This window comes from Pseudomonas sp. G11-1 (assembly GCF_024031555.1).
Taxonomy (GTDB): Bacteria; Pseudomonadota; Gammaproteobacteria; order Pseudomonadales; family Pseudomonadaceae; genus Halopseudomonas; species Halopseudomonas bauzanensis.
On record NZ_QEYQ01000001.1, the window covers coordinates 554049 to 580856 of the forward strand.

General features: G+C 60.5%; 24 protein-coding genes. 7 read left to right on the plus strand and 17 right to left on the minus strand.

The window, feature by feature from the left end; genetic code table 11:
* Window positions 1–56 precede the first annotated feature (56 nt).
* Window positions 57–380 (plus strand): ferredoxin FdxA, encoded by a 324-nt coding sequence (fdxA, locus tag DHB74_RS02605; RefSeq protein WP_280164547.1) that lies wholly within the window; start codon window positions 57–59, stop codon window positions 378–380.
* A gap of 78 nt (window positions 381–458) precedes the next feature.
* Here fdxA and DHB74_RS02610 read toward each other — a convergent pair whose 3' ends face one another.
* From DHB74_RS02610 to DHB74_RS02635, 6 genes are read right to left on the minus strand one after another with little or no spacing between them, the layout of a single operon-like run.
* A complete protein-coding gene (locus tag DHB74_RS02610; RefSeq protein WP_499160690.1) occupies window positions 459–1625 on the minus strand; it encodes an acyl-CoA dehydrogenase family protein in 1167 nt (388 codons plus the stop codon).
* Between the two features lie 10 nt (window positions 1626–1635).
* Window positions 1636–2814 carry a lipid-transfer protein gene (locus DHB74_RS02615; RefSeq protein ID WP_499160691.1) on the minus strand — a complete coding sequence of 393 codons (1179 nt, stop codon included), beginning with the start codon at window positions 2812–2814 and terminating at the stop codon, window positions 1636–1638.
* A gap of 13 nt (window positions 2815–2827) precedes the next feature.
* A complete protein-coding gene (locus DHB74_RS02620) occupies window positions 2828–3250 on the minus strand; it encodes a MaoC family dehydratase (RefSeq protein WP_499160692.1) in 423 nt (140 codons plus the stop codon).
* On the minus strand, window positions 3219–4355 hold the full coding sequence (locus tag DHB74_RS02625; protein WP_499160693.1) for an acyl-CoA dehydrogenase family protein: 1137 nt from the start codon (window positions 4353–4355) through the stop codon (window positions 3219–3221). Before DHB74_RS02625 ends, DHB74_RS02620 begins: the two co-directional genes overlap by 32 nt.
* Window positions 4356–4367: 12 nt before the next feature.
* Window positions 4368–5345 carry a bifunctional MaoC family dehydratase N-terminal/OB-fold nucleic acid binding domain-containing protein gene (locus DHB74_RS02630; RefSeq protein WP_499160694.1) on the minus strand — a complete coding sequence of 326 codons (978 nt, stop codon included), beginning with the start codon at window positions 5343–5345 and terminating at the stop codon, window positions 4368–4370.
* A 56-nt stretch (window positions 5346–5401) separates the two neighbouring features.
* A complete protein-coding gene (locus DHB74_RS02635; RefSeq protein ID WP_499160695.1) occupies window positions 5402–6187 on the minus strand; it encodes an SDR family oxidoreductase in 786 nt (261 codons plus the stop codon).
* Between the two features lie 140 nt (window positions 6188–6327).
* On the opposite strand from DHB74_RS02635, the gene DHB74_RS02640 reads away from it, so the two are divergent.
* A complete protein-coding gene (locus tag DHB74_RS02640; RefSeq protein WP_499160696.1) occupies window positions 6328–7113 on the plus strand; it encodes an enoyl-CoA hydratase in 786 nt (261 codons plus the stop codon).
* Between the two features lie 73 nt (window positions 7114–7186).
* Here DHB74_RS02640 and DHB74_RS02645 read toward each other — a convergent pair whose 3' ends face one another.
* Both DHB74_RS02645 and DHB74_RS02650 read right to left on the minus strand, forming a co-directional pair.
* A complete protein-coding gene (locus tag DHB74_RS02645; RefSeq protein WP_499160697.1) occupies window positions 7187–8566 on the minus strand; it encodes a DUF1329 domain-containing protein in 1380 nt (459 codons plus the stop codon).
* A gap of 13 nt (window positions 8567–8579) precedes the next feature.
* The gene (locus DHB74_RS02650) at window positions 8580–9035 is read right to left on the minus strand and encodes a DUF1302 family protein (RefSeq protein ID WP_499160698.1); all 456 of its coding nucleotides are present in this window, start codon (window positions 9033–9035) and stop codon (window positions 8580–8582) included.
* A gap of 289 nt (window positions 9036–9324) precedes the next feature.
* Between DHB74_RS02650 and DHB74_RS02655 the strand changes: the two genes are divergently transcribed.
* Both DHB74_RS02655 and DHB74_RS02660 read left to right on the plus strand, forming a co-directional pair.
* Window positions 9325–10479, plus strand: a complete 1155-nt coding sequence (locus DHB74_RS02655) for a 3-ketosteroid-9-alpha-monooxygenase, oxygenase component (protein WP_499160699.1) — start codon at window positions 9325–9327, stop codon at window positions 10477–10479.
* Complete coding sequence (locus DHB74_RS02660) at window positions 10476–11417, plus strand: 3-ketosteroid-9-alpha-monooxygenase, oxygenase component (protein WP_499160700.1); 942 nt, start codon at window positions 10476–10478, stop codon at window positions 11415–11417. Before DHB74_RS02655 ends, DHB74_RS02660 begins: the two co-directional genes overlap by 4 nt.
* A gap of 76 nt (window positions 11418–11493) precedes the next feature.
* On the opposite strand, the gene DHB74_RS02665 is transcribed toward DHB74_RS02660, so the two are convergent.
* The 9 genes from DHB74_RS02665 to DHB74_RS02705 all read right to left on the minus strand — a co-directional run bounded on the left by DHB74_RS02665 (window position 11494) and on the right by DHB74_RS02705 (window position 24003).
* On the minus strand, window positions 11494–12387 hold the full coding sequence (locus DHB74_RS02665; RefSeq protein WP_499160701.1) for a LysR family transcriptional regulator: 894 nt from the start codon (window positions 12385–12387) through the stop codon (window positions 11494–11496).
* A 408-nt stretch (window positions 12388–12795) separates the two neighbouring features.
* On the minus strand, window positions 12796–14163 hold the full coding sequence (locus DHB74_RS02670; RefSeq protein WP_499161018.1) for a DUF1329 domain-containing protein: 1368 nt from the start codon (window positions 14161–14163) through the stop codon (window positions 12796–12798).
* A 20-nt stretch (window positions 14164–14183) separates the two neighbouring features.
* Window positions 14184–15836, minus strand: coding sequence for a DUF1302 domain-containing protein (locus tag DHB74_RS02675; protein ID WP_499160702.1), 1653 nt, complete (start codon window positions 15834–15836; stop codon window positions 14184–14186).
* A gap of 78 nt (window positions 15837–15914) precedes the next feature.
* A complete protein-coding gene (locus DHB74_RS02680) occupies window positions 15915–17531 on the minus strand; it encodes a FadD3 family acyl-CoA ligase (RefSeq protein WP_499160703.1) in 1617 nt (538 codons plus the stop codon).
* Between the two features lie 19 nt (window positions 17532–17550).
* A complete protein-coding gene (locus tag DHB74_RS02685; protein WP_499160704.1) occupies window positions 17551–18585 on the minus strand; it encodes a 2Fe-2S iron-sulfur cluster-binding protein in 1035 nt (344 codons plus the stop codon).
* 2 nt (window positions 18586–18587) lie between these two features.
* Window positions 18588–19349 carry a glucose 1-dehydrogenase gene (locus tag DHB74_RS02690; protein WP_499160705.1) on the minus strand — a complete coding sequence of 254 codons (762 nt, stop codon included), beginning with the start codon at window positions 19347–19349 and terminating at the stop codon, window positions 18588–18590.
* On the minus strand, window positions 19327–21072 hold the full coding sequence (locus tag DHB74_RS02695; RefSeq protein ID WP_499160706.1) for an FAD-dependent oxidoreductase: 1746 nt from the start codon (window positions 21070–21072) through the stop codon (window positions 19327–19329). Before DHB74_RS02695 ends, DHB74_RS02690 begins: the two co-directional genes overlap by 23 nt.
* Window positions 21073–21134: 62 nt before the next feature.
* Complete coding sequence (locus tag DHB74_RS02700) at window positions 21135–22325, minus strand: acyl-CoA dehydrogenase family protein (RefSeq protein ID WP_499160707.1); 1191 nt, start codon at window positions 22323–22325, stop codon at window positions 21135–21137.
* Window positions 22326–22572: 247 nt separating this feature from the next.
* The gene (locus tag DHB74_RS02705; RefSeq protein ID WP_499160708.1) at window positions 22573–24003 is read right to left on the minus strand and encodes a coniferyl aldehyde dehydrogenase; all 1431 of its coding nucleotides are present in this window, start codon (window positions 24001–24003) and stop codon (window positions 22573–22575) included.
* Between the two features lie 185 nt (window positions 24004–24188).
* Here DHB74_RS02705 and DHB74_RS02710 point away from each other — a divergent pair, with 185 nt between their 5' ends.
* From DHB74_RS02710 to DHB74_RS02720, 3 genes are read left to right on the plus strand one after another with little or no spacing between them, the layout of a single operon-like run.
* Window positions 24189–25202 (plus strand): flavin reductase, encoded by a 1014-nt coding sequence (locus tag DHB74_RS02710; protein WP_499160709.1) that lies wholly within the window; start codon window positions 24189–24191, stop codon window positions 25200–25202.
* A gap of 11 nt (window positions 25203–25213) precedes the next feature.
* Entirely contained in the window at window positions 25214–25987 is a 774-nt protein-coding gene (locus DHB74_RS02715; RefSeq protein WP_499160710.1) for a glucose 1-dehydrogenase, read from the plus strand.
* Window positions 25988–26000: 13 nt separating this feature from the next.
* On the plus strand, window positions 26001–26792 hold the full coding sequence (locus DHB74_RS02720) for a fumarylacetoacetate hydrolase family protein (RefSeq protein WP_499160711.1): 792 nt from the start codon (window positions 26001–26003) through the stop codon (window positions 26790–26792).
* The last annotated feature ends 16 nt before the right edge of the window (window positions 26793–26808 follow it).

Consider the following 26808-nt stretch of genomic DNA (forward strand, 5'->3'; position numbering starts at 1 on the left):
GAAATTTGCTGCTAGAATACGCGCCATCTTTTGGCACGCCTTTTGGGAGACCTACCATGACCTTTGTTGTGACCGACAACTGCATCAAATGCAAGTACACCGATTGCGTTGAAGTATGTCCTGTCGACTGTTTCTACGAAGGTCCGAACTTCCTGGTCATTCATCCCGATGAGTGCATCGATTGCGCCCTGTGCGAGCCCGAGTGCCCGGCCAATGCGATTTTTGCCGAAGATGAGGTGCCGGAGAATCAGCAGGCCTTCATCGAGCTGAACGCCGAACTGGCCGACGTGTGGCCGAATATCACCGAGAAGAAGGACGCCCTGCCCGACGCCGAAGAATGGGATGGTGTGGCGGACAAGCTGGAGCATCTGGAGCGCTGAGTTCCGGGCCCCATGGTAGGAAAAAGGCTGATCATCCGATCAGCCTTTTTTATGGCACCTGTTGGCTTACCCCGCCGCTCAACGCGAGCGCGGCATGCCCAGGCCAAATTGCGCAATCAACTCCCGCTGAATCTCGTTGGTACCGCCACCGAAGGTCAGCGTGACACAAGCGCGTACATCGTATTCCAGCTCACCCTGCAGGAAAGCCGCCGCACTGCCCTCGCGGACCAGCCCATTGGCGCCAACCACCTCGCTGAGCTTGCGCAGGATATCAACCACCGCCTCCGAACCAAATACCTTGGTGGTCGAGGCCAACGCCACATCCATCCGCCCCTGATCCAGGTCGGCAGCAATACGGAAGTTGATCAGGCGCATCGCCTCGATCTTGGCATAACACTCCGCAAGCAGACTGCGTACCCAGGCCTGGTCCGCGGCGCGCCGGTCCTGTTCATCCTCCGCCCGCGCCCACAAATAGACCTTGCGGAAAATGCCCACCACCCGGTCTGACCAGGAACCCAGCCCCAGCCGCTCGTGGTTGAGCTGGGCAGTAACCAGTTGCCAGCCTTTGTTCAGCTCACCGACCAGACGGTTGTTCGGCACGAACACATTGTCATAGTAGGTGGCTGCGGTAGGGTTGCTGCAGGTCGGGATCAGGGTATGGGAAAAGCCCTCGGTCTTAGTATCGACAATGAGGATGGAGATGCCTTTATGCCGCGCCTCTTCCGGGTTGGTGCGTGCAGCCAGCCAGATGTAATCGGCGGAATGGGCACCTGAGGTCCACAGCTTGTTGCCATTGACGACAAAGCCATCCTCTTCAACCCGCGCCGTGGTCTTCAGCGTCGCCAGGTCTGATCCGGCGCCCGGCTCGGAGTAGCCGATGGCGAAATGGATTTCTCCGGCAGCGATGCCCGGCAGGAAGCTTTCTTTCTGCTCAGGCGTGCCGTGAGCCATCAACGCCGGTCCCACGGTGCTGATGGTAACGAAAGGCAGCGGTGCACCGGCGATGTTGGCCTCCTCGAAGAAGATCAGCTGCTCGGTGGGGCCGTAGCCCTGTCCGCCGTGCTCCTTTGGCCACCCTACCGCCAGCCAGCCATCCTGACCCATTTGCCGAACCAGCCGGTTCGACGTGTCCGAGCCCTCCGCGCCGCGCAGCTCGCAGCGCAGCTCATCGGTCATCAGGTTATTGAAGTAATCCCGTACCTCAAGACGCAGTTTTTTCTGTTCCGCGGTCAGATCGACAAACATGCTGCGCTCCTCAGGCTACGCCCAGAATCAGGCCGCTGGTCGGCACGCCGGTGCCAGCGGTAACCAGTACGTTCTCCACGTTGGCTACCTGGTTCACCGAGCTGCCACGCACCTGGCGCACACCTTCGGCAATGCCGTTCATGCCGTGGATGTAAGCCTCACCCAACTGCCCGCCGTGGGTGTTGATCGGCAGGCGTCCACCGCGGGCATGGTGCCCGGCGCGGATAAAGTCCTTGGCACCGCCACGATCGCAGAAACCGAATTCCTCCAGCTGCGGCAATACAAAAGGCGTGAAGTGGTCATAGATCACCGCTGTCTGGATCGCATCCGGACCCAGGCCGGACTGGCGGTAGATTTCCTTGGCTACCACGCCCATCTCCGGCAGGCCGGTGATGTCGTCACGGTAAAAGGAGGTCATGCTCTGCTGGCCATCGGCAATGCCCTGGGACGCCCCTTTGATGATCACCGGCTTCTGTTGCAGGTCACGGGCCCGCTCGACCGAGGTGATGACCATGGCGACCGCGCCGTCTGACTCCTGACAGCAATCGAGCAGGCGCAGCGGATCGCAGATCCAGCGCGAGTTCTGGTGATCTTCCAGGGTAATCGGCTTGCCGTAGAAGAACGCGGCCGGATTGGTTGCGGCAAAGTCGCGCACCGCTACCGCAATGCGACCGAAGTCTTCGGTAGTAGCGCCGTAGGTGTGCATGTAGCGCCGGGCGAACATGCCCACCCAGGAAGCCGGGGTATGGAAGCCATGGGGCATGTACCAGCCATAGTTGACGTTGTCGAACAGCGGCGTGTCACCGAAGCCGTAGCTACCGGTACCAAAGCGGTACCAGGAGCGCTCGTTCATTGCCCGGTACACCACCACGGTCTTCGCCACACCGGTCGCCACAGCCATGGCCGCATGCATCACCGGGCCGCAGGCGGCGCCGCCGCCATGGGGTACCTGGGAGAAGAACTTGACCTGGTCGCAGCCCAGCAGTCGGGCGATCTCGTATTCCGGTACCTTGTCCACCGAGTAGGAACTGAAGCCATCCACGTCCTTGGGGTCGATACCGGCGTCGGCCAGCGCGGCCAACGTCGCTTCCATCGCCAGACGCAATTCGGTGCGCCCGGAATTCTTGGAAAACTCGGTGGCGCCCAGGCCAGCGATCGCGGCCTTGCCGGAAAGCAATGCATCATTCATCTTCGCGTCTCCGTTATGCGGGCAGAACCAGGCTGACCGTACCGGCCGCGTGGTTACCCATGGAATTCTTGCCCTTGAGGCGGATCACGATTGACCGAGTGGCCTCATCGCGTTCGGTTACTTCACCGCTGAAGATCATGGTGTCGCCGGGGTAGTTGGGTACGCCCAACTTGATCTGGATATCACCGAAGCTGACCAACGGGCCGGCCCAGCCCTCGATGAAACGCTGCACCAGCGCTGTGGTGGTCAGGATGTTCATGAAGATGTGCGGCGAGCCCAGTTCGCGGGCGGCCTCCACATCATGGTGACCGGGAAAGTAGTCACGGGTGGCGATCGCGCCGCCATTGATCAAGGTCACGGTGATTGGAATCGCCAGCTCGGGCAGTTGCTCGCCGAGGCTGGTTTCAGCAAAGGTTCTGGTTTTCATCGAGGTCATATTTCCATCCAAGCTTGTCATTGTTGGCCAGCCAGTCACCGAGACGCTCGAGTGTGGCGGCAGATCCGCCCAGCACCAGGCTCAGGTAACGGCTCCAGTAGAGAAAACGGTGGATCGGATAGGTCAGATCGACGCCGATGCCACCATGTACATGCTGGGCCTTGTGACCGATCAGGTGCGCGGCCTCGGTACACAGGTAACGGGTGGCGAAGGCTTCCGAGTCGCTGGGCAGCCCGTTGTCCAGCCGATAGCACAGCTGATACAGCGAGGTGCGCAGCCCCTCAATGGCAATATGGCAGTCAGCCATGCTCATCTGCACTGCCTGAAAGGTACCGATCGCCCGGCCGAACTGTTCGCGCTGGTTGACGTACTCCACCGTACGCCGCACCTGCTCCTCGCTGACGCCCAGCTGCGCCGCTGCCACTGCCGCAATCGCCCGCTGTTCAAGCCAGGGCAAGGCCGCGACCGGCAGCAGTTGGGTAGCATCGATCAGTACATTGCGACACTGCACATCGGCCACCGCCAGACCATGGTTGGCCACGCCGGCGATCAGTTCCACGCCTTCGCTGCGCGTATCCAGCAATACCAGGCGCGGGCCATCGGCAGTACTGGCCACAAGCAACAGCTGATCGGCCTGGGCCGCTACATCCACTGCATTGGCCTGGCCCTGCAGCAGCAGCCGGCCATCCTGTTCACCCAAGCGCAGGCCCAGGCCGCGGCTGGCCGCCAGCCCCTGCAGGGAAAAGCTCAACAGCACGCTACCGGCAGCTGCCCGCTCAACCAGCTCACGCTGGCTGTCAGCGGCATATTCAGCCAGACAGGCCGCGACCAGCTGGTGCTGCCACAGCGGCACCAGGCCAAGGCCGCTGCCCTGGGCGCGTAGCACGCAATGCAGGTCGGTAAAGCCCATGCCGCTGCCGCCGAAGGCTTCCGGAATCGCCAACGCATGCAGGCCGGTCTCGATACAGGTCTGCCACAGCGGCTGCATGAATGGCTCACCGGCCAGATCAGCTTCGCGCATGCGCTCATCGGTGCAGTAATCACGGAACACGCTATCGGCCATCTCGGCAATCGCGCGCTGGTCGTCGCTCAATGAAAAGTCCATGGACGCCTCCTGTTAGGCCACCGGGCGGAATTGCGGCAGGGTCTGCCGGTCATCGAAACGATGGAATTCCACTTGCAGGCGCTGACCTATCTGCAACTGGTCGGCCTCGACGCCGACCAGACCGGCGATCAGGCGTACCCCCTCATCCAGCTCGATCAGACCGATCGGATTCGGGTAATCAAAGGGCGGCACTTCCGGATAGTGCATGACCACGAAGGAATACAGCTGAGCCTTGCCGCTGGCCTCCTGGGTATCCCACTCGAAGCTGTGGCACTTGATGCACACCGGCGCCGGTGGGTGGCGCAGGGTCTGGCAATCGGTGCAGCGCTGGATCAGCAGCTTGCCGGCCTCGCAGCCTTCCCAGAAGAAGCGGGTGTCGTCGCTCTTGCCGGGCAGCGGGCGCATGGCCTTGGGCGCCGCTTTCTGTTCTTCCGCTTTGGGTGCAGACGGACGCTGCGCCGGTTTGAACTTGAAGACGCGGAACAGTTGCTTGCCGACCTGCTCATCCGTGCCGCCATCCTCTGCCTGGGAGAAATAGGTCATCAGCACGGTGACGAAGAACCCCGTTCCCAGCGGCGTGGTTTTCTCCTCGCTGACCGAATCCAGGCGCGCGGTGAAATACAGGCGCTCGCCGGCAATGATCGGGCGATCGAAATACAGATCGGAGTTGACTGCCACCACCGCCGGATAGCCATAGGGCTCAATGAACTTGAGCACTTCGAAGTTGTTCTCGGTGCTGGAGCCTTCCGGGAAATTCTCCTGGTCCAGGCCACCCATGCACCAGATCTGCAACATGCCTGGCGGCGCCACCACGTCCGCATGCCCCTGGGCACGGGCAAATTCCGGGTCGGTATACAGCGGGTTATTGATCCCCATGATCTCGCACCACTGCCGGATCATGGGTGCATTCACCCGATCCCAGGCGTAGACGCGACCGTACTCGCGCCCGACCATGGCCTGTATCTTGTCTAGCAATTCTTGTTCAGCCAAGTTCGTCTCCTGATCGTTCTATTGGACGCTGCCGTTGTCGGCGTCGTCAGGTTGGGTCACGCCTTGCCGGCATTGGAGGCAGCCAGAAACGCTGGCCGTTCTCCGCCGCCGTGCAACAGCAGGTTGGTACCGCTGAAATAGGCCGCCATTGGCGAGCCGGCATACAGACAGGCATTGGCGATATCCTCCGGCTCGCCCATGCGGCCGGCGGGAATGCCCGCCCCCACCGCGGCAATACCGGCCTCGTCGCCATAATGCAGATGGGATTGTTCGGTGCGGATCAGCCCGGGACTGATGGTCAGCACCCTGACTTTGGGGCCCCACTCCACCGCCAGCGAGCTGGCCAGCGCCACGATGCCGGCCTTGGCAGCACCATAAACGGCAGTACCGGGCGAGGGACGCGAGGCGCTGACCGAACCGATAAAGATGATCACCCCACCCTCGGCCTGCTGCTGCATCAGCTGGTTGGCCTGCTGGGCGATGTTCAGCGGCGCCAACAGGTTCAGGCGCAGGATGCTTTCGCTGAAGCGCGGGGAGGCAGTGGCGGCCTCGGCATAGGGGCTGCCGCCGGCATTATTGACCAGCACATCGAGCCGGCCGGCCAGCTCGCCGATACGTTCGATCACGGCAGCCGTGGCCTCCACATCCCGCACATCGGCGGCCAGGAATTGCGCCTGGCGGCCGTCCGCCTCGGGCAGCTGCTCGGGCTCCTGGCGCCCGCAGACGAACACCTGCGCCCCGGCGGCCAGATAGGCACTGGCAATACCCGCACCAATACCCTTGGTGCCGCCGGTAACCAGCACCACCTTGCCGCGATAATCCAGTTGGCTGGGAGACTGCATACACCACCCCTCATTTGAAGTCATGGCCTCACTCTATGGGCTCGACCGTCTCCTCACTTCGTCTGAACGGACGATGAAGCACACCCATGCCAAACCAACAATCGAAGCCAGTTCCCATCCTCTGCAGCCATAGGCCTATCATGTCCTCATCCGACTCCCCCTGCGTCCTGCTCGACCTGCCCGCCCCGGGCGTGGCCAGGCTCACCCTCAACCGGCCGACAGTGACCAACGCCCTCAGCCTCGAGCTGCAGGCCCTGCTGGCCGAGCACTTCAGCCAACTGGCCACCGACCCGCAGATCCGCTGCATCATCCTCACCGGGGGCAACAAGGTGTTCGCCGCCGGGGGAGATATCTCCAGCATGGCGGGGGTAGGCGCCATCGATATCTACCAGCGCCATACCGAACGCACCTGGGCACCGATCCAGCATTGCCCCAAGCCGGTGATCGCTGCGGTGTGCGGCTATGCCTACGGTGGCGGCTGCGAGCTGGCGATGCATGCCGACATCCTCATTGCCGGGCGCAGCGCGCGCTTCTCCCAGCCGGAAATCCGCATCGGCATCATGCCCGGCATTGGCGGCACCCAGCGGCTGGTGCGCGCCGTCGGCAAGGCCAAGGCGATGCAGATGGCGCTGACCGGCCGCCCGATCAGTGCCGAGGAGGCATATGTCGCCGGGTTGGTCAGCGAGGTGGTGGAGGATGATCACGTACAGGACGCAGCCCTGGAGCAGGCCATATTGATTGCCGGGATGCCACCGCTGGCCGCCGAGCAGATAAAGGAAGTCATCCTCGCCGGGATGGACGCCTCGCTGGAGGCGGCGCTGGCACTGGAGCGTAAGGCCAACGCCCTATTGTTCGCCTCGCAAGACCAGAAGGAAGGGATGCAGGCGTTTATCGAGAAGCGCCGGCCAAGGTTTACCGGCGACTGACAAACAACAATCCCGCCGATGGCGGGATTGTTGTTTGCGGCGGTGGTCCGCCCTTGAAGGACGGCCCCCGGGGTCAGCGACCCGCGCGGCGTGCGGCCTCGGGGCCGAAGTCGCGGGATGACAGCCCACCCTGGTTGAGGAGAAAACCCTTGGGCTGCTGGTTGACCAGGTTGAACGCCAGGTAGCTGCGCGCCTGCAGGTCATGGTACAGACCGGCGCCGGCCTGCCAGGTCTGGGCTTCGGGCGCGTAGTAGTAGTTGACCATCGAGGTACGCCACAGGCCACCACGGGCATCGTAGTTATCGCCCATCACCATCAGCCAGGTATCCTCGTCCACGTACATGTGCCGCTTGGTGTACAGGCGGCGGTAGTTATCCTTGATGTTGGCTTCCAGCACCCACACCCGGCGCAGCTCATAGCGCATGTGTTCGGGCTTGACGTGCCCCGGGGTCAGCAGGTCTTCGTATTTCACATCCGGCGAGTGGATACGATAGGCGTTGGCCGGCACGTACATCTCCTGCTTGCCGACGATGCTCCAGTTATAACGCTGGCCCGAGCCGTTGAAGATCCGCACCTCGTCCACGGTGATGGTGCCGCCGGAGCCGGGGAACTGCATGTCGAAGCCGTATTCTGGCGACTGGCGCACGCGGCGGGTGCCCGGGTCATAGCGCCAGCTCTGGCGCGGCTCCTTGGTATGGTCGAAGAACTCGATCCCGGTGTTGATTTCGCCGCGGTCACGCTGGGGCAGCAGCGTCTCGTTGCGGTAATAGGACGAGGCGCCCTCGGTGGTGCCGATCTTGCCCGGCTCTAGCGGCGGCGCCAGGTTCTTCGAGGCTACCTGCCCCCAGGTGATGCGGCCATTGCTCAGTACGTAGGCGTTGTCCGACACCAGCTCTTCGGTCCAGGGGCGGTAGGTGAAGAAGGACGATGTCCACATCAGCTCCAGGCCGCTTTTCGGGAAGGGGAACAGGATGCCGCCGGTGGTCGCCTCGACGCCCTCGCCATCACTGACCAGCGTGGCCGACTTGGCATTCTGCAGGGTCGCCTCGCAAACGCTGTCAGGGAACCGGAAGTCCCGGCGGGTTTCGTATACCGGAATGGCAAAGGTATCGGGATAAGCCTCGAACAGGGCCTTCTGACCCGCCGACAGGCGCTCGGCGTGCTCGGCCATGTTCGCCGCGGTGATGGTGAACAGCGGCTTGTCATCGGGATACGGGTCTACCGGATGCTGGCCCGGCGTCGGCGCTTCCATGTGATCCGGCACACCCAGCCATTTGCCGGTCCAAGCCGTCAGGCTGCCGTCGGCGTTGCCCGCCTTCTCGGCGCCAACGCAGGTCAGGTCCTTGCCCAGGCGGGCGATTTCTTCGGGCGTGGCAGCGGCTTGCACCAGCCCGGCACCGAGCAGCATATTGGCGGCAACTACGGCCGCACCCAGAGGTTTGATCATGCGCATGCAGTTTGCTCCCTCAGAATGTGTATTTGACGTTGAATGACAGATAGTCGCGGTCCGCCATCAGGCGACCCTTGTTGACATCCGGCGATGACAGATAGTTGACCCAGGTGGTGCCGACCTCGAAGTTGCCCATGTAGCTGAAGTCCGCTCCCAGCGTCAGGGTTCTTTCATCGCGCCCCAGCCCCTGATAGGCACTGCCATCAAGATTCTGCTGCCAGGTGCCGGACAGAGCCAGATCCCAGCCGGTGAAGATGCTCGGGTAATCGAGAATCACGCTGAACCCGGCCAGGGTGCTGGAACGGGTCTGGGTGCCGTAGGTGTAGTCGTCGTCGGTGGAGATCACCCCGCCAGCGTCGATGTGGAGGGTGTCGACATCCATGATGCGCTGGTTGACCACCTCACTCATCACCGTGGTCTGGTTGGCCAGGCCGTTGGGCCCCATCATGTAGACGAAGTTGGCGCTGGTCATCAGCAGCTCACCGGTGGTCGGCGCACCGCCACGGGACGCCCTGGCGGAAATACCTTCAAAATATAATCCCTGTCTACAGCATCTATTGGACAAGTCTATTTAACGCATAAGCGACTGTAATACTTGTTATTTTTAAACGCATGCAGTTTTACATCATCGATGCATAAAAGCGACCTTCAGGAAATGGGCTTTTTTACACTCATAAGTGCAAAAAAAAACATTGCCATAATCTTTTCGATTGCTACATTAATCGTTGCCGTTACAACAAAATAAGAAAGAGAGAATAAAAATGATTCCATACTCAAAAATAGATTCAGAAAACCCAACCAGGTACGCTCGTGGATGGCATTGTTTTGGCTTAGAGCGCGATATTAAAAAAGGCGAAATTAAAAGTTTCGACGCCTTTGGGAGTAAAATCGTCGCGTACCGTGGCGAAGACAATCAAATTCGCGTATTTAACGCCTTTTGTCCACATATGGGTGCGGACCTCTCAATAGGCACAGTAAAAGGAAATAATCTCGAATGCCCATTCCATTCTTGGCAATGGGGGGACGGGGGAGCTTGTAAACACATCCCGTACGCCGACAGAATACCTCCCAAAGCGAGGTTAAAAGAATGGCCAACTCATATTGAAAACGAACTATTATTTATTTGGCACGACCACGAAGAATTGCCCCCCATAGATAATCAGAAAATACCGCCTCATAGAAGCAGCCACGAAAGGGACTGGTCGGACTGGACGGTTATTAGTCGCCCGGCGAACAGCAACTGCAGAGAACTGATAGACAACTTAGCGGATGTTTATCATTTTGAACCAGTCCACGGCTCCCCTGTAAGCAGTTACATAAACGTATCAGAAGGGCACAATTATTGCCAGATGCTTACAGGCGGGAACCAATTAATTGGTAGCGGCGACTCATTGAGCAGCGTGGCATTTTATCATGGACCTTCGTATGTGATAGCTGATATGGAAGCTGAGATGTGGGGGCATAAGATAGTATGTATCATGCTCATCGGTAGCGTGCCCATCTCACAAAATAAATTCATGATGCATTTCGGCATGAAGGTTAAGGCGGTACCTGAATTGTCATTTTCTGAGAATCAGAAGCTGATGGCTGAGTATATAGCGAATGGACAAGAAACTTTTTTCCAAGACCTTAGGATATGGGACACTAAAAAACGAGTTAACAACCCAGTCCTTTGTAGCGGCGATGGGCCAGTTTATCAACTCCGCGAGTGGTATGATCAATTTTATATTGACCGTGCTGACGTGCCTGAGTCGGTATTTAAGAAGAAGGTTTTCGTTTCACGTCAAAACAGCGATACCGAAAATTGGATAAGACGAGTTCACAATTGTGATCTGGAGGGAAATCCGCTACCTGCCGGCTCATCAGTTACCAAACCCATGACCCCTATACACTCTACAAAAGAGAATGTGATATGAATGTAAACTACCACAATAAATTTCCAACCGGGTGGTTCGGCGTACTATTTTCAGATGAGATAGCGTGCGAAGAAGTTAAAGCAATAAAGTACTTCAATAAAGACTATGTAGTATTCCGCGGAAAAAGCGGTGAGGTATCAATATTAGATGCCCATTGCCCACACTTGGGCGCGCATTTAGGTGGCGGTACCTGCGAAGGTGAAACAATCAAATGCCCATTCCACGGATGGGCTTTTGACATGTCCGGAAAGTGCGTAGATATTCCTTACTGCGATAGAATTCCCGTTAAAGCAAAAAAAGGGGAATTAAAGAAATACCCTGTACGAGAATTAAACCAAGTGATTCATATGTGGTTCGATCCGAACGGCAACGAACCTACTTGGGAAATTCCCGAAGGCGAAGGCATGAATGGACAGTCCGGATGGACAAAGTGGTATTTCAAAAGATGGCGCATAAAAACGCAAGGAAAGGAAATCATTGAGAACCTTGTCGATGGCCCGCACTTTGCGCATGTCCACCATGCCCCCATAAATACAATCGAAGTTAGTTTTGATGGACATATCGCTCAGCAGATAACCACCATTAAAGCACACCCTAGCCTTACAAACGACGGATCAGAACTAAAGACCGACGCAGTCTACTATGGACCTGCAGTTATGCATGTAAATATGCTTGGCAAGCACAAAAGCGTCCAAATTAATTATCATACTCCGATAGATCATGAGTATGTGGATCTATGCTATGGATTGAAGCTCTTCCGCGACCCCAGCTTACCCGACACTGGTGAAATTGCTCGTGATTATGCTGAGGCTGCGCATACATCTTTTGCTGAAGATGTCATTATATGGGAGAACAAGATATATAGGGACAACCCTTTGCTATGCGAAGATGATGGAGAGATCTTCCAATTGCGCCAATGGTATAGCCAGTTCTTTTAAATTCTTATCAGGGCTTTTAACTATCAAGGCTGCTATTAAACTTCCTAAATAGCAGCCTTCACTAAGCACATTCAAACTAGGAAACTATAAATCCATCAGAAGATAGCAGATACTTCTGAAGATCACTAACAATTAATTCTATTGCAGCTTGTACATTAATATCCAAAGGCACCGCACTAAGGCGCACTACATATAACTCACACCCTATTAAATCGACATCATGAAAAACTTTAGCGAGATTATCTTTTTCACTCACAAAGGAATCCAACAATATAGACAACCCCAGCCCCTGGCTAGTAGCCCTCTTTATTAGATCATAAGTATTGTACCGTGCGACTATGCACGCCTTATCGACTACATTGTCTTCAGTCCAGTTACTTAGAATTGATTCGGTTACGTTTTTGGTCCACCCAACCCATCTTTCTGAATCCCACTCTACATTGAGGCCCATTTGAAGATAGGAATCTGCTTTATAAACTGATGCGGAGAATCGGCCAACAAGAAACCCATCCATACCATCTTCTGGGACACTAGTTAATATTAAGGCGGCATCGGCCTTCCGTTGTTTGAGGTACTCCAATGGGCGAGCAACCAAGTCGGTGGAAATTCTTATATTATCGGTCATCTTTTGATCCTGCATGAGCGGATCTATTATTTCACTACATAGGCAAGTCGATACAGCCAGCCGGAGGCACCCAACGGCATCTGCCTCATGCTTTTTAATTTTCTCAGAGAACTCTCGCATCAGCTGGTCGACCTTATTAGAGCATGCTAAAACGTACTTTCCTACTGTTGTCGGATGGTAGCCTGTTGCAGTCTGCTCAAACAATGGCGCGTCTAGCTGTTTCTCTAGCGCATGAATGCGACGAGCGACTGTCGTCCTGTCAACGCCTAAGCGTCGCGAGGCCTCTATATATGATCCAGCTTTGACCGTCTCTAGGAAAAACTTTAAATCATTCCAGTCGACCATCTAGACCTCTCATAATATTTATAAATATCAATTATACCGTTGTAGGGTTTTGCGTAAGCTACAGATGATCATGAGACCTTGCTGCGTTGTAGGCGCGGACTCTCAGCCGACAAGGCAAAGACAATATCCTGCTCCCCTCACCGCTGACGATCGCGACCTTGTTTCCAAGCATTCTCATTATTCCCTTTCTAGATCTCTGTATTATGCTGAACAGCGGCGGCATGCCATGGGGCCGCGGGCCTGACGCTTGCCTGTGGTAAGTCAACCACAATGCTCCCTCAACTGCAGCGACCCCAAACCCAACCCGCACCATCCAAACCTTGCAGTTTGGACGGAGAGGGGGCGCCGCGGGTGACAACTACAAAAAGGGCGTCATGGACGCCCTTTGCAATTACCGTGAAGGATCGCTCAGCGGCCGCTGCGGCGAGCCGCTTCCGGGCCGAAGTCACGGCCTGACAGATCACCTCGATTGAGGATATAGCCCTTATCCAGCTCGTTAACCAAGTTGAAGGCCAGATGGGTTCGGGCCTGTAGGTCGTGATACAGCCCGACACCGGCCTGCCAGGTCTGCATTTCCGGGGCGTAGTAGGTGTTGATCATGGTGGTACGCCACAGCCCCCCGCGTGCATCGTAGTTATCGGCCAGCACCATCTGCCAGTTATCCTCATCAATGAAGATACGACGTTTGGTATACAAGTGGCGATAATTATCCTTGAGGCTGGCTTCCAGCACCCAGACCCGCCGCAACTCATAGCGCATATGTTCCGGATTGACATGACCGGGCGTCAGCAACTCGTCATAGGTAACGTCCGGCGAATGAATACCGTAGGCGTTGGCCGGAATATACATTTCCTGTTTGCCGACGATCTCCCAGTTGTAGCGCTGGCCAGATCCATTAAAGATACGCACCTCGTCCACCGTGATGGAACCGCCGGTACCGGGGAACTGCATATCGAAACCATATTCCGGCGACTGCCTTACGCGGCGGGTGCCTGGATCATACCGCCAACTCTGACGTGGCTCCTTGATGTTGTCGAAGAATTCAACACCAGTATTGATCTCACCACGGTCGCGCTGCGGCAATAGGGTCTCGTTTTTGTAGTAGGCCGAAGGCCCCTCGGTCTTGCCCAACTTGCCTGGCTCCAAAGGCGGAGCCAGGTTTCGCGAATGCACCTTACCCCAGGTGATACGGCCGTTGCTCAACACGTAAGCGTTATCTGAGACATATTCCTCAGTCCAGGCCCGATACGGGAAAGAAGAACCCCACATCAGTTCCAGGCCGGTTTTCGGGAAGGGGAAGTAGTAGCCCCCGGTAGTCCCCTCGATACCTTCACCGTCACTGACCACACGAGCCGACTTGGCATTTTCCAGCGTTGCCTGACATACCGTGTCGGAGAAACGGAAATCACGCCGGGTCTGATAGACAGGGATGCGGAAAGAATCTGGATAGTTCTCAAACAATGCCTTCTGCCCTGCCGACAGCCGCTCCGCATGCTCGGCCATGTTGGCGGCAGTAATGACGAACAGCGGCCTGTCATCAGGATAGGGATTCTGCGGATGAGCTCCAACTTCACCGGGCTCCATGCCATCGGGCCAACCCAACCACTTGCCAGTCCACTCGGTGATGCTGCCATCAGCGTTACCGGCTTTCTCGGCTCCGACGCAGTTCAATTCATTGCCTAGCTTGGCAATTTCCTCAGGCGTGGCCGCCTGGACCAGGCTAGCCGCCAGCAGTGTCTGGGCGGCGATGATGGCGAGCGCCATTGGTTTGATCATATGCATTGCCATAATCTCCCTCAGAAGGTGTATTTGACGTTGAATGACAAGTAGTCGCGGTCCGCCATGAGACGGCCCTTGTCGATATCCGGCGACGACAGATAGTTGACCCAGGTAGTGCCGATCTCGAAGTTGCCCATGTAACTGAAGTCCGCGCCCAGGGTCAGGGTCTTCTCATTCCGGCCCAGCCCTTGATAGGCGCTGCCATCGAGGTTCTGCTGCCAAGTACCGGACAGGCTCATATCCCAGCCGGAAAACACGCTCGGGTAGTCGAGGATGACACCCAGACCCAGCAGAGTACTGGAGCGAGTCTGGCCGTCGAAAACATAGTCGTCTTCGGTGGTGGTGACGCCATTGGCCGTCACCGACAGAGTATCCGCATCCAGGATATGCTGATTGGCCACTTCCCCCATCAGCGTGGTCTGGCTGGCGATTCTGTTCGGCCCCAGCATGTACATGAAGTTGGCGCTGGCCATCAACAGGTCACCGGTAGTCGGCGTAAAGTTGGATACCATCACGGGCGCATCCTGACGCAGACTGATATCAGAACCCAGTTGCACATCACCGACCTTGGAGCTGAGACTCAGACCGGTCAGCTTGATGTCCTCGAAGTAACCGAACTTGATAACCGGGCCCGCGGCATCCAGCTTGTTGATGGCATCCAGCGAGGAGTAGCGACTGTTACCCGCCATATCCAGGAACATGGAGGCGATGCGGTCGTGGTAGCGGTAATGATAGAGCCCGATTTCTGTATTGAAATCGATGTTCCAGCGCACACCCAAACCCCACTGACCGGAATCCCGCGGATCCTTATCGCCAGCGCTGGCGACCACGGCGCCATCGGGCAGGCTGCTTATAACCCCAGGTGCGAACCGCATGAACTGTCCGCCAGGACCGAAATAGTCGGTGGTACTGAAGAAGTCACCCACCGGGTTCAGGCGGGTCTTTTCCCACTCCAGCTGGTAGAAACCGGTGAACGCCCAATGATCATTCAACGCGTAGGTGAAGGAAACCTGGTTAACCGGCAGATAGGCGTCCTTGGCTTCGGTACCCGGTACGTTGAACTTGGTCGCATCTACCGGCGCCTGGCCCTGACTGATGTTTGGCCAGAACAGACTCTCGCCCCAGGCCACCAGATGCCGGCCCGCATTCAGCGACAGGTATTGCTCTTCGCCGATCGGCCAGTTGCCATAGACATAGGCATCCAGCAACTGAAAGCGGCTGCCACTCTCGCTGCGGGTCTTGCTGACGAAGTGCTGCTCGTCACCGCCCTGGCCCACCAGGCGGTTGACCGTGGCGGCGGAGTCGTTGTCGTTGGTGCCCTTGTAGACATCGTCATAAAAATGACTGGCACGCAGTACCGCACCGTAGTTGTCCTTGGTGGCGAGGATCTCGCCGAACAGGCTGACCCGGTTGTTCACCGGCGCATAGCGGTCGAAGTTGCGGGTGCCGTCGTCGTTGTTCAGCGCTTCCAGGTAGCGGCTGTCAGGGCCGCGGGTCCGGAAGGAATAGGTGTAGTTGGCAGTAATCTGGGAATCAATGCTCAGCCCGTTGCTGAAATCCAGCGAGGGCAAGGCAGTGGCCGTCGGGCTGTTCAACGCAACCGCAACGGCCATCGCCAGGGGTGTACCCCGCACTGCAAGGCGCGCAAGAGGGATCTTCTTGTTATTCACTGTCTGCTCCTGATGTTGTTGTTCGCACAGTGGTTTGCGAGCTTCAAGTATCAGAATGGCGACAGCGAACCGCATACCTCATACAGAGTATGAAGCGCTTTCTTCCTCTTGCAGCTGCCGAGCCAGCAGCAGCTTGTCCACCTTGTTCGAGGCGTTGGTGGGCAGTTGCTCGAAGAATTCCACCCGCCGCGGCACCTTGTAGTTGGCCATCCGCTCGCGGCTCCAGGTGATCAGCTCCGCTGCCGTCAGGGCCTCGCCCTGGCGCAGCACCACGCAGGCGCAACCGACCTCACCCATGCGCTCGTCCGGCACCCCCAACACAGCCACCTGGGCAATGGCGGGATGTTCGCTCAACGCTGCTTCGATTTCCGCCGGATAACAGTTGAAGCCACCGACGATGAACATGTCCTTGAGTCGCCCGGTAATGCGCAGGTTGCCCTGCCCGTCCAGGCTGCCGATGTCTCCGGTATGCAACCAGCCCTGGGCATCGAACGTATCCTGGGTGGCCCCGGGATCATCGAAATAGCCCTGCATCAGATGAAAGCCCCGCAGGCATATCTCGCCGTTGTGCCCCACCGGAACCGGCTTGCCCCCGGAGTCGAGGATCGCCAGCTCGGTGCCGGGAATCGGTTTACCACTGGTGCCGGCAATCACCTCGGCCGAGTCCGCCGGATCGCAGATCGTCGCCAGACCGCCACATTCGGTCAGGCCATAGGCGGTGGTGACCACCGCGCAGCCCAGCTCCTGGCGGATGCGCTGGATCAGCACCGGTGGAATGGTCGAGGCGCCGGTGACCGCGACCCGCAGGCTGGACAGGTCCTTGCGGCCCAGCTCGGGGTGATCGAGCATCGACAGGTACAGCGTCGGCGGCCCGGGCAGCACGGTGATGCGCTCCTCGGCCACCCGCCGGAAGACCTCATCGGCATCGAATACCGGTTGCGGCAGGATGGTTGCGCCGCCCAGCAGGCAGGTCAGCCAACCGGCCTTGTAGCCGAAGGAGTGAAAAAACGGATTGACCACCAGATAGCGATCCCCGGGCACCAGCCCGATGATCCGCACATATTCGTTGAAGGCGCGCAGGGACGGGCCATGGGCGCACATCACGCCCTTGGACTTGCCGGTGGTGCCCGAGGTGAACAGCAGGTCGGACAGGTCCGTCGGGGCGATGGAGCTGGCACTGGCCAGCGCCTGCTCCACGGGTACCTGCTCGGCACCGGCCAGAAACTGCTGCAGCTCCTGGTCGCCCGGCTGACTCGGCGCGGCACCGATGACAACCATGCGTTCCAGCGTGGCCGGGCGGTGCTGATCCAGCATCGCCGGGTAATCGGTCCCGAGGAAGCTGCCTTGGACGAAGGCCAGGCGCGCGCCGCTGCGGGCGACGATATCCGCCGCCTCGGCGCCCTTCATGCGGGTATTGAGCGGCACCAGCACCGCGCCGGCCGCCTGCAGCCCCAGGGCCAGCACTACCCACTCCACGCTGTTGGGCGCCCAGATCACCACACGGTCACCCTTGCCGATGCCGGCGGCGATCAACGCGCGCGTGACCTGCAACATGTATCCGGGCAGTTCGGCATAGGTGATGCGCTGCTCACCATGCTCCAACGCCGCGCGTGGGCCATGGCGTTCGGCAGCCTCCAGCACCAGTGCCGGGATGGATGCGGGCAGATCTTCAAAGCTCGGGTATACACTGGCCATGACTACTTGTCTCACTTGTTCAGTCGGGGAAACGCAAATGCACCCGGTCGCTGGTGGCGACCGCCTGGCAGGCCAGCGTCCAGCCTTCGTTCAGCTCCTGCTGGTCCAGCGCGTCGTTGTTCATCAGGTCCACGCTGCCTTCGACCAGGGTGCACATGCAGGACGCGCAGGAGCCGACCAGGCAGGAATGGGGCGGTTGCAGACCTTCGCGGCGCATGGCGGCCAACAGCAGTTCGCCCTCCTCGCAATCGATCTCATGGGTGCTGCCATCGAGCTCCACCACCAACCGGGTAGCCGCCGCCCCCAGGTGCTCCACCACCGATACATTCGGTTGTTCGCGCTCGCTGGGCAGCGAGACGAAACGCTCCACGTGCACTGCCTTGCTTGGTAAACCAGCCTCACCCAAAGCAGCGACACAGGCGTCCATGAAGGGGCCAGGGCCGCAGATGAAAGCCTCGGCGTGTTCGAAGCCAGCGGCCAGGTGGGCCAGTTGCGCCACACTCGGCAACCCCTGGACGCTGTTCAGCCAATGCACCACCTGCAGCCGCTGGGGATATTCGCGCACCAGCCCCTGGAGCAATTCCTGGAAGATCACCGATTTCTCATCCCGGTTGGCATACACCAGGCGCACCCGCCCCTGGGCCTGAGTCAGCACCGAGCGCAGGATCGACAGCACCGGCGTAATGCCGCTGCCGCCAGCAAACAGCAGGAAGTCGCCATCCAGGCTGCGCGGGACAAACACCCCAGCCGGGGCCAGCACCTGGACCCGATCCCCCGGCCGGACCTGATCACACAGCCAGTTGGAGCCCCGGCCGTCATCGACCCGCTTGACCGTCACCCGCAGGTTCTCGCCGGCAAAGGGCGAGCTGGACAGCGAATAACAGCGCGGCAACCAGTCATCGCCATGGGGAATGCGCAACGTCAGGAACTGCCCCGGGCGGTAACGGAAGCGCTCGGCCAGGTCCGGCGGCACTGCCATCTCGAAGGAGCAGCTGTCGTGGGTCTCGGCGATGACCGCAGTCACCTCCAGGGAGATATAGTCGGGCGTTGTCATAGTCAGATACTCATCAGAAATTGGCCGCTGTCCACCCGCAGCTCGATGCCGTTGACCGCCCGCGACTCGTCGGCGGCCAGATAGAGCACGGCCCCGGCTACGTCCTCGGGCAGGCAGGCACGGTTCATCGGGTCGTGGTCGATGGTCAGCAGCGCCGGGTCGATATCCTGGGGGTAGCCGCCACGGGTCATCGGCGTCATCACCCCATCGGGATGCACCGAGTTGCAGCGAATACGGTAGCGGCGGCGCCGGCAATGCACCGCCACGCTGCGAGTCAGGGCCGCCACCGCGCCCTTGCTCGCACCGTAGGCCAGGTAGTCATCCCGCGCCGCCAGCGCCGCGATCGAGGACAGATTGACGATCGATCCGCCGCCGCTGTCCTTCATCAACGCCACGGCGGTCTGGCAACCGAGAAAGACGCTGTCGGCATTAACCCGCAACAGGCGCTGCCATTGCTCGAAGGTTGCCTCCTCGATGCTGCCGGGCAGCAGGATACCGGCGTTGTTGACCAGCACATCCAGCCGCTGGTAGCGCTCACGCACCCGAGCCGCCAGGGCTTGCCAGGCCGCCGGATCGCTGACGTCCTGGTGCATGAAGGCCGCGCTATCGCCCAGCTCCGCGGCGATCCGCTCACCCGCCTCAAGGTTCAGGTCGGTCAGCAGCACCTGGGCCCCTTCGGCGATGAACAGCCGCGCCGTCGCTTCGCCGATGCCGCTGGCCGCCCCGGTCACCACTGCTACCTTATTCTGCAGTCGCTGGCTCATGCCGCCGCTCCTGCTGGACCTGGGCAATATGGTGCGCGGCGACATACCCGAAGGTCATCGCCGGCCCCAGGGTACCGCCGGCGCCGGGATAGGTGGTCCCCATCACTGAGGAAGAGGTATTGCCGATGGCATACAGGCCGGCGATCGGCTCGCCCGACTCATGCAACACCTGGGCGTGCTCATTGGTCAGCAACCCACCCTTGGTGCCGATATCGCCGGCGTACATGGGCATCGCGTAGAAGGGGCCTTTTTCCAGCGGCGCCAGGCAGGGGTTGGGCTTGACGTTGCTGTCGCCGTAGTAGCGATCGAACACATTGCCGCCGCGGCCAAAATCCTCATCGACCCCGCTGGCAGCAAACCCGTTGACCCGCTGCACGGTGGCGCTGAGCCCAGTGGCATCCACGCCGATCTGCGTGGCCAATGCATCCAGCGACTCGGCCTTGTAATAGACGTTGTTCAGCCAGGTCTTGCGCAGGCGGCTGTCGGGCATGATCTGCCCCGGCATCAGCGGGCCCATGGCATAGTTGAAACGGAACTTGCTGTCGAAAATCACCCAACCCGGAATGCTGGCACCGGTCTGCTGGTGGTCCTCATACATGGCGCCGACGAATTCCAGGTAGGGCGCCGCCTCATTGACGAAGCGCTTGCCCTGGCCGTTGACCACGATGGCCCCGGGGAAAGCGCGCTCGGCAAACACCCCGCGAGCGCGGTCTTCACCGGGCACCAGCAGGCTCGGCGCCCACCAGCCCCAATCCATCAGGTCGGTAGCCGCACCCAGTTGCAGGGCGGCTTCCAGCGCGGCGCCGGTGTTGGCACCGGCGGGCGTCGCGCTCCAGCTCACGTTGCTTGGCTGGGGGAGGTACTTGTCGCGCAGCGCCTGGTTCTGCTCGAAGCCGCCGGCCGCAAGAATCACGCCCTTGCGCGCGCCGAGACGCTGCAACTGCCCATCGCGCTCCACCAGCACGCCGGTCACCCGGCCGTCCTCGTGGATCAGCTCACGCAGATCAGTCTGGAGCCACAGGGCAATACCCCGGTCCAGCATGGAGGCCCGCAGGCTGGCTACCAGCGAGCTGCCCAGCGCCGCGCGGCGGTCTCGCCGGCTGTTGGTCTTCTTGCGCCAGCTGAAATCGAGCTTGTAGCGCAGCATCATCCACAGCACCATCAGGCGCCAGCCGCGGGATTTGGACATGGCGCGGTGCGCGTCCCGGGCGGTCCAGGCGATGCGGCCCATCAGCATATTGCCCGGCGAGCCTTCACGCATGGTGGAAAGCTCGTCACCCAGCTCGCTCAGGTCGAAGAGCTCCGGGTCCAGGCTGCGGCCACCCGGCAGCGAGCCCGGCAGGTGCGGGTAGTAGTCGGGGTACTTTTCCGCCACGGCATAGCGCACCCGGGTGTGCTTCTCCAGCCAGGCGATCATCTCCGGGGCCTTCTTCAGGTAGGTGCGCAGGCGACGCTCGTCGACCCGGTCGCCCACCGCGGCCTTCATGTAGGTCCAGGCCAGCTCTTCGCTGTCCTTGCCGCCCAAGGCGCGGAAGTAATGATTGTTGGGAATCCAGATGCCGCCGCCTGAAAGCGCCGAGGTGCCACCGTACTGCGCCGCTTTTTCCACCAGCAGGACATTCAGCCCCTGGTCGGCCGCGGTTACCGCAGCGGTCATGCCGCCGGCCCCAGAGCCCACCACAATCAGGTCATACATTGCGCTGAAATCGTTGTTGTTATGCATATCGATACTCATGGCCACTGTCAGCGAAAGGCCTCGCCGGCGCACCGCGCCGGCGAGCGTGATCAGACGTAGGGATCGGGGTTGGGCAGGCCCAGCTGCACCGCACCGTAGGTCCGGGCGAACGCCGCCACGTTATTGGAAATGTGGCCCCGCGCCTGGTGCAGATCGCGGAATACCCGCGCCACCGGGTTGGTGTTGTACAGCCCCGACGCGGCCATGCAGCGCAGCAGCTGATCCGCCTTGTCGGCGCAGATATTGGTCACGTAGGCCGACTGGTAACGGTACAGCAGGCGGGTTTCCACGTCGGGGAACTCGTTACGCTCGGCCAGCTCCATCAGCTGCGCCATGTTGCGCTCGAGCACCAGCCGGAGCTGGTCCAGGGTCAGGGTCGCGTCGGCCACCACTTCCTGGGCCAGCGGGTCTTCCGCGGTCTTGGCGCCGTGCTTGCCGATATGCTTGGCAGCATTGGCACGGAATTCGTTGATCGCCCCCTGCAACGCACCCAGGCAGGAGCTGGATACCGCGCGGGTAAAGATCTGCGCGAAGGGAATGGCGTACAGCGGATTGGTATTGACCAGGCGACCGGGGGTGGCCTCCATGCTGGTGTTGTTGGTGCGCTGGACCCGGTGGAACGGCACGAAGGCATCTTCCACCACGATGTCATGACTACCGGTGCCGCGCAGGCCCAGCACATCCCAGTTGCGCTCGATACGGTAGTCGCTGATCGGCACCAGGAAGGTGCCATGTTCGGCGCCCTCGCCATTGGCATCCGGCGGGATGATGCCGCCCAGCAGGGTCCAGGTGCAGTGCTCGCTGCCGCTGGAGAAGCCCCAGCGGCCGCTGATGCGATAACCGCCCTCGACCGGCGTGACCTTGGCGACCGGCATGTAGGTCGAGCCCACCAAGGTGTCGGGGTTGTCGCCCCACACATCTTCCTGGGCCTGCACGTCGAAGCGTGCCAGCTGCCAGGGATGTACACCCATCACGCCATAGATCCAGGCGGTGGACATGCAGCCTTCGGCCAGTGCCATCTGGATCTCGAAGAACCCACGCGGGTCCATCTCGAAACCGCCGAAGCGCTTGGGCTGCATGGCGCGGAACAGTCCCGCCTCGCGCATATCAGCCACGGTCTCGACCGGCACTTTCATGTCCCGGTCAGCCTGTTCGGCTCGCGCCCGCAGGGCCGGGATCAACTGCCGTGCGCTGGCCAGCAATTCGCGTTCTTTTTCACTTCTTTCGCGGGTGACACCCATCGTGTGCTCCTCCAGAGACTATCGGCAGCGCCCCTATGCGCAGCTGTTTCGATTATCTGGAGCCGGTGCCGGCCACTCATCGTCAAAGCGGACTATGGCTGGGCCAGTAGGCGAAAATGAGGTAATTCCGGCAACCGCAGAATAGCGGCAACGCCGAGCCACTGGTCGGTGGCCCAGCGCGCATAGGCGTGCAGGCATGGGGCAACTCCCGGCCAGGAAGGCCGAGAGACCCATCAACAGTGCGGGTTCAGCGGCTGATCTGCGACTGCATGACCGCAGTAAAACCCTCGTGGTAGGGCGGCAGCATGCCCCAGTCGCCGCGCGGGTCCGTGGCCGGCGCCTGGTATACCGTGCGCACGTGACTGAACTCGAGAAAGCCTTCATGGCCGTGGTAACGCCCCAGACCAGAGGCGCCGACGCCGCCGAAGGGTGCATTTTCCAGTGCCGCATGCATCAGCGCATCGTTGATGCTCACGCCGCCGGACAGGGTGTGGCCCAGCACATAGTCCTGCTCGGCCTGGTCGCTGCCGAAGTAGTACAGCGCCAGCGGCCGTTCGCCCTGATTGATCTCCTCGACCACATGGTGGATGTCGCTGTAGCTGAGCACCACCAGCGCCTGGCCGAAGATTTCCTCGCGCATGATGCGACTGGTCAAGGGCGGATTGATCACCAGGCTCAGGGGCCGCTTGCGCTGGCTGGCATCGAAAGCCACGTCGGGGCACTGGACAATCTCCACGCCCATGTCGCGGACCTCATCCAGGTAGGCATCAAGGCGCTGGAGATGGCGCTCATTGACCACACTGACCAGATCCGGGTTATCCGTCACCGTGGGGTACAACCCGCTATAGGCCTCGGCGAACTGGCGGATGAATTGTTCGCGCTGCGCCACCGGCACGAATACCCGATCCGGGGAAATGCAGATCTGCCCGCCATTGGTGCCCTTGGCAATGGCCAGCCGTCGGGCCGCCTCGGCGATATCGGCACTCTCACCGATAACGACCGGCGACTTGCCGCCCAGCTCCAGGGTCACGGGCACCAGGTTGTCCGCGGCCCGGCGCATGATGTCGCGGCCCACCTCGGTGCTGCCGGTGAATACCAGGTGATTGAAGGGCTGGCTGGCGAAGGCCTGCCCCACCTCCACCCCGCCGGTGATGATCGCCAGCTCAAGCGGGTCGAAGCGCTCGCCAATCAGCTGCGCCAAAAGCTCGGCGGTGCGCGGGACAATTTCCGATGGTTTGAGCACCGCCCGGTTGCCGGCGGCAAAAGCGCAAGCCAATGGGCTCAGCAAAGTAAACAGTGGTGCGTTCCAGGTGCCGATGATGCCGACACTACCCTTGGGCTGGTAACGAACCCAGCCCTGGGCGCCCAGCTGGTCATAGGGGGCAAACACCGGGCGCGGCTCGTCTGCCATCCAGCCCTCCAGATGATCGCGGGCATGCTTGAGTGAGCCCAGCGACCCCAGCACATCGTTCATCAGGCCGAAGCCCGGGTGGCGCCCGCCGAAGTCGGCATCCATGGCCTCGGCCAGCGGTTGATGGTGGTCGACCAGCAGATCGATCACCTGCTGAAGGCGGCCGCGGCGCTGCTCGGCACTGACCGGACCCTGCTGGTCAAATGCCTGGCGCTGAGCTGCAAGCAGGGAAGATAACTCGTCGATGGATTGCAGATGGGCACGCATGCAGCCTTCTCCTTGTTCTTGTTTGCCGTAGCATCGTAGTAGCCCGCAAGATAGATAAGCGCCCTGCCCCGCACCTCGTCCATTCGGACCAGTATCCCCGCTCTGCGTTAGTCCATAAAGACGATGACCGGCCAGTGTCCCCGCCCAATACTGCGGCCACTGAACCTGATTAATACGAGGCAGATATGACTGCTCAGGCAAGCTTCAATCCCAGGGCGTTCCGCGACGCCCTGAGCACCTTCACCACGGGCGTGACCATCATCACCACCCGTGCTGCAGATGGCTCACCGGTTGGCATTACCGCCAACAGCTTCAACTCGGTATCGCTCAACCCGCCACTGGTGTTGTGGAGTCTGGCCAAGTCCGCCTACAGCCTGGATGCCTTCGCCCATACCAAGCAGTGGAACGTGCATGTGCTCTCGGTAGAGCAGGAAGGCCTGTCGGGCCGTTTTGCCGCCCGTGGCGAAGACAAGTTTGCCGGCATCGAACTGGATCGCGGCATCAACGACATCCCGCTGCTGCACAACTGCACCGCACGCTTCCAGTGCCGCACCGCCTTCATGTACGAGGGCGGCGACCACATGATCTTTGTCGGCGAGGTGCTCGGCTTCGACCAGAGCCACCTGCCGCCGCTGGCCTTCCAGAGCGGGCAGTATGCCCTGACCGCACGCAAGCCGCGCGAAGGCGTGCGCCTGTCGCGGGTCGAGCAGGTCGCCCCGGACTGCAGTTATACCGAGGATCTGCTGGGCTACCTGGCCGGCCGCGCTCACTACCAGCTGGTGGCTTACCTGCGCACCCTGCTGCAGAACCACCAGCTCGACGAACACGCCTTCTTCGTGCTGTCGGTACTGAGCATCCAGGACAACCTGACCCTTAAGGAAATCAACCACTTCGTTGCTTATACCGGACGCGAGGTGTCGATCACCATGCTGCTGTTCCTGCAGAAACAGGGCTACATCGTGGCTGATGAACAATCCGGGGAACAGCGGTTCCTGTTGACCGGGGAAGGCCGCGAGGTCTCCCTGGAGCATGTGGCGCTGGCCAAGGCCGTCGAGGAAGAGGTCACCGAAAAGCTCGGCGTAGGCGATACCCAGGCGCTGAAGTTCCTGCTTAAGCGCCTGATCCAGGCGACCGACCCGGGTCTGCCCGATCTCTGGACCCTCGACGGCCCGGCTGATCAGCAACCTAACACTGATTAAGGGGCCGCGTCATGTCACTTCTTGAGCGATTTTCCCTGGAGGGCAGCGTGGCCCTGGTCACTGGCGCCGGCAAGGGTATCGGCCAGGCGATTGCCCTGGGCTATGCCGAGGCCGGTGCCAGTGTCGTATGCGCCGCCCGCACCCTGACGGATGTGGAAGCCGTTGCCGAGCAGATTCGCCGCCAGGGCGGGCGTGCCATTGCGGTCAGCTGCGATGTCAACGAGGCCGCCCAGCGCGAGGCCGCCGTTGCCGCCGCCGTGGAAGCCTTCGGCAAGCTGACCCATCTGGTCAACAACGCCGGCGGCGGCGGGCCCAACAGCCCGGTGAAACTGAGCTGGCAGGAGTTCGACCGCTCGCTGCACTTCAACGTCACCAGTGCCTATCACCTCATCCAGCTGTGCGCGCCGCACATGCGCGAGACCGGCCAGGGCAACATCATCAACATCACCTCAGGGGCGGCGCGCTATATCCAGCGCAATTTCAGCAGCTACGCCGCGGCCAAGGCGGCGTTGACCCATCTGGGCAAGATGCTGGCCCAGGACTTCGCCCCGGTAATCCGCATCAACGCCATCGCCCCGGGGCCGATCATGACCGATGCGCTGGGCGGGGTGATGACTGACGAAATCCGCCAGATCATGGAACGCAACACGCCACTGGGCTGCCTGGGCGAAGTAGAAGATATCGCCGCCGCGGCGCTCTACCTGGCGTCCCCGGCTTCGCGCTGGGTTACCGGCAAGGTCATCGAGGTCGATGGCGGCGCTGAAACCAGCGTCTTCCCTACCTGAACGGAACCCGATAATGGACGAACAACTGATCAAGGCGCTGGGCGATGAACTGCATGCCGCCCTGCGCGACCGCGCGGCGCTGGCGCCACTGACCGAGCGCTACCCGCAGATTACCCTGGACGATGCCTACCGTATTTCCCTGCAGTTCCTGCAGCGCCGCGAGGCGCTGGGCGAGCGGGTGATCGGCAAGAAAATCGGCGTTACCAGCAAGGCCGTGCAGGACATGCTCAATGTGCACCAGCCGGACTTTGGTTTTCTCACCGACCGCATGCAGGTGGCCGACGCCAGCGCCGTGAGCCTGGCCGAATACAACCTGATCGCCCCCCGCGCCGAAGGCGAGATTGCCTTCATCCTGGCCGAGGACCTGAACGGCCCCGGCATGACCGCCGGCGATGTACTGGCGGCGACCGAGTCGGTGGCGCCCTGCTTCGAGATTGTCGATTCGCGTATCGCCAACTGGCAGATCCGCATCGAGGATACCGTGGCGGACAACGCCTCCTGCGGGGTCTTCGCGCTGGGCGAGTCGCGCACCGATCCGCGCAGCCTGGATCTGGCCGCGGTTGAACTGAACATGCGCCTCAACGGCCAGCCGGCCGGTAGCGGCCTGGGTTCGGCCGTCCAGGGCCACCCCTGCGAGGCCGTCGCCTGGCTGGCCAACACCCTGGGCAAACTCGGGATCCCCTTCCGCCGGGGCGAAATCATCCTGTCCGGCGCGCTGGCGCCGCTGGTGCCGGTCAGTGCCGGCGACCATATCGACATGCACATCAGCGGACTGGGTAATGCCAGCCTGCGTTTCATCGACTAACGTCCGGAGGCAACCC

What these genes read in the sequence shown, in the direction of transcription:
- DHB74_RS02625 (WP_499160693.1), bottom strand. Translation starts at nt 4,355, where the DNA reads ATGGACTTTTCATTGAGCGACGACCAGCGCGCGATTGCCGAGATGGCC.
- DHB74_RS02700 (WP_499160707.1), bottom strand. Translation starts at nt 22,325, where the DNA reads ATGGGTGTCACCCGCGAAAGAAGTGAAAAAGAACGCGAATTGCTGGCC.
- DHB74_RS02670 (WP_499161018.1), bottom strand. Translation starts at nt 14,163, where the DNA reads ATGATCAAACCAATGGCGCTCGCCATCATCGCCGCCCAGACACTGCTG.
- DHB74_RS02710 (WP_499160709.1), top strand. Translation starts at nt 24,189, where the DNA reads ATGACTGCTCAGGCAAGCTTCAATCCCAGGGCGTTCCGCGACGCCCTG.
- DHB74_RS02705 (WP_499160708.1), bottom strand. Translation starts at nt 24,003, where the DNA reads ATGCGTGCCCATCTGCAATCCATCGACGAGTTATCTTCCCTGCTTGCA.
- DHB74_RS02635 (WP_499160695.1), bottom strand. Translation starts at nt 6,187, where the DNA reads ATGCAGTCTCCCAGCCAACTGGATTATCGCGGCAAGGTGGTGCTGGTT.
- DHB74_RS02720 (WP_499160711.1), top strand. Translation starts at nt 26,001, where the DNA reads ATGGACGAACAACTGATCAAGGCGCTGGGCGATGAACTGCATGCCGCC.
- DHB74_RS02645 (WP_499160697.1), bottom strand. Translation starts at nt 8,566, where the DNA reads ATGCGCATGATCAAACCTCTGGGTGCGGCCGTAGTTGCCGCCAATATG.
- DHB74_RS02655 (WP_499160699.1), top strand. Translation starts at nt 9,325, where the DNA reads ATGATTCCATACTCAAAAATAGATTCAGAAAACCCAACCAGGTACGCT.
- DHB74_RS02610 (WP_499160690.1), bottom strand. Translation starts at nt 1,625, where the DNA reads ATGTTTGTCGATCTGACCGCGGAACAGAAAAAACTGCGTCTTGAGGTA.
- DHB74_RS02680 (WP_499160703.1), bottom strand. Translation starts at nt 17,531, where the DNA reads ATGGCCAGTGTATACCCGAGCTTTGAAGATCTGCCCGCATCCATCCCG.
- fdxA (WP_280164547.1), top strand. Translation starts at nt 57, where the DNA reads ATGACCTTTGTTGTGACCGACAACTGCATCAAATGCAAGTACACCGAT.
- DHB74_RS02665 (WP_499160701.1), bottom strand. Translation starts at nt 12,387, where the DNA reads ATGGTCGACTGGAATGATTTAAAGTTTTTCCTAGAGACGGTCAAAGCT.
- DHB74_RS02660 (WP_499160700.1), top strand. Translation starts at nt 10,476, where the DNA reads ATGAATGTAAACTACCACAATAAATTTCCAACCGGGTGGTTCGGCGTA.
- DHB74_RS02695 (WP_499160706.1), bottom strand. Translation starts at nt 21,072, where the DNA reads ATGCATAACAACAACGATTTCAGCGCAATGTATGACCTGATTGTGGTG.
- DHB74_RS02685 (WP_499160704.1), bottom strand. Translation starts at nt 18,585, where the DNA reads ATGACAACGCCCGACTATATCTCCCTGGAGGTGACTGCGGTCATCGCC.
- DHB74_RS02615 (WP_499160691.1), bottom strand. Translation starts at nt 2,814, where the DNA reads ATGAATGATGCATTGCTTTCCGGCAAGGCCGCGATCGCTGGCCTGGGC.
- DHB74_RS02620 (WP_499160692.1), bottom strand. Translation starts at nt 3,250, where the DNA reads ATGACCTCGATGAAAACCAGAACCTTTGCTGAAACCAGCCTCGGCGAG.
- DHB74_RS02715 (WP_499160710.1), top strand. Translation starts at nt 25,214, where the DNA reads ATGTCACTTCTTGAGCGATTTTCCCTGGAGGGCAGCGTGGCCCTGGTC.
- DHB74_RS02640 (WP_499160696.1), top strand. Translation starts at nt 6,328, where the DNA reads ATGTCCTCATCCGACTCCCCCTGCGTCCTGCTCGACCTGCCCGCCCCG.
- DHB74_RS02690 (WP_499160705.1), bottom strand. Translation starts at nt 19,349, where the DNA reads ATGAGCCAGCGACTGCAGAATAAGGTAGCAGTGGTGACCGGGGCGGCC.
- DHB74_RS02650 (WP_499160698.1), bottom strand. Translation starts at nt 9,035, where the DNA reads ATGACCAGCGCCAACTTCGTCTACATGATGGGGCCCAACGGCCTGGCC.